The sequence below is a fragment of the Pantoea sp. BAV 3049 genome (assembly GCF_009765445.1).
Taxonomy (GTDB): Bacteria; Pseudomonadota; Gammaproteobacteria; order Enterobacterales; family Enterobacteriaceae; genus Erwinia.
In genome coordinates this window covers 4,006,370-4,007,590 of sequence record NZ_WHOY01000031.1, presented here as the reverse complement: position 1 = coordinate 4,007,590, position 1,221 = coordinate 4,006,370, and the positions used below count along the sequence as shown (strand labels likewise).

At 51.3% G+C, this 1,221-nt stretch carries 3 protein-coding genes; all 3 read left to right on the top strand.

Going from position 1 to position 1,221, the window contains the following annotated elements; translation table 11 throughout:
• Positions 1-162: 162 nt before the first annotated feature.
• Complete coding sequence (locus tag GSQ70_RS19755) at positions 163-447, top strand: hypothetical protein (RefSeq protein WP_158784124.1); 285 nt, start codon at positions 163-165, stop codon at positions 445-447.
• Between the two features lie 10 nt (positions 448-457).
• A complete protein-coding gene (locus GSQ70_RS19750) occupies positions 458-640 on the top strand; it encodes a hypothetical protein (RefSeq protein ID WP_158780365.1) in 183 nt (60 codons plus the stop codon).
• A gap of 304 nt (positions 641-944) precedes the next feature.
• Positions 945-1,221, top strand: a 277-nt coding sequence (locus GSQ70_RS19745; RefSeq protein WP_199257285.1) for a pentapeptide repeat-containing protein, incomplete at its 3' end; no start/stop codon positions are given.

Here is a 1,221-nt window from a genome sequence, read left to right as displayed (position 1 = left end):
TTTAACAATCAGGACTGAGGGTGATTCACCCCACCAAAGGCAGTTGGCTTTGGGATGCAGGCAGAAGCCAACCTTTTCGGCAAAGGCGCTTTGCAATGAGTACGTGATCGGGGTTAGTCGCCCGGCTGTCTGCATCACCTAAGCCAATTAAAGGAGGCAACCATGCCACGCAATAAGCAAAAGAATCTGGCCCGTGCAGCAGCACATTGCGCCGAGAAAGAAGCTCAGAAGCGGTTTGAACGCAAAGTAATGCATGCCATGACTGGCTGCTCTGGCCGCGTACTGAAAGCAGTGAACAGCACTGAGTACAAAATGAAGATGCGCAGCAAGCCGGTTCCTGAAGCTGTGAGTAGAGAGAATCCAGAGTATCGAAAGGTGAATAACCCTTACGGCCAGATTATGAATGCCAGGCAGAAGATGCGCGGCAAATCGATTCCTTTAATTTGAGGTGAGCGGAATGGCTCTTAGATTCAAAATTTTGGCAGGGAAGCACGACAGCTATGAAGGCGAATACTACGAGAATATTAAGTTCGCCGATGATGCCGATTCTTGGGATGACGCCCAGCGAATCATCCAGGAGGAAAAACTCTCCACCTACCCCATTTGCCGGGTTGAGGTAACAGGATTCAAGGATGCTTAAGCGGCCTTTTTTTATTGGTCATTGTAAATCTAACGGCGTAACGGCGAGGTGATAGATGCTGGTTGTTGGCGGAAAGTACGCAACGAAGAATGGGTTTACTTTCGAGGTTCAGCGGGATGATTCGGAGTTATTCCCCGTTTATCAGTTCTTCGGAAGGGTCACAAAAGCGGACGGCCAGTTAGACCGGATTGCATTTTATACGGCTGGCGGTAGATATAAGGAATCACCATCGGAATATGACTTAATTTTTAATTAAACAGGCCGCATAAGCGGTTTTTTTACGCCTAAATTCAGGAATAAGAATATGAACATGACGGATTTACGGAAGATATTGGATGACCATAAGGTGTGGGTTGAGTCATTACATCAAAGCGGGTCGAGAGCCGACCTGCGCGGTGCCAACCTGTGCGATGCCGACCTGTGCGATGCCGACCTGCGCGATGCCAACCTGTTCGGTGCCGACCTGCGCGATGCCAACCTGCGCGATGCCAACCTGCGCGGTGCCGACCTGCGCGGTGCCGACCTGCGCGATGCCAACCTGCGCGGTGCCAACCTGTGCGATGCCGACCTGCGCGGTGCCA

Excerpts from the sequence above, each read along its gene's own strand:
- GSQ70_RS19755 (WP_158784124.1), top strand. The coding sequence starts at position 163 with ATGCCACGCAATAAGCAAAAGAATCTGGCCCGTGCAGCAGCACATTGC.
- GSQ70_RS19750 (WP_158780365.1), top strand. The coding sequence starts at position 458 with ATGGCTCTTAGATTCAAAATTTTGGCAGGGAAGCACGACAGCTATGAA.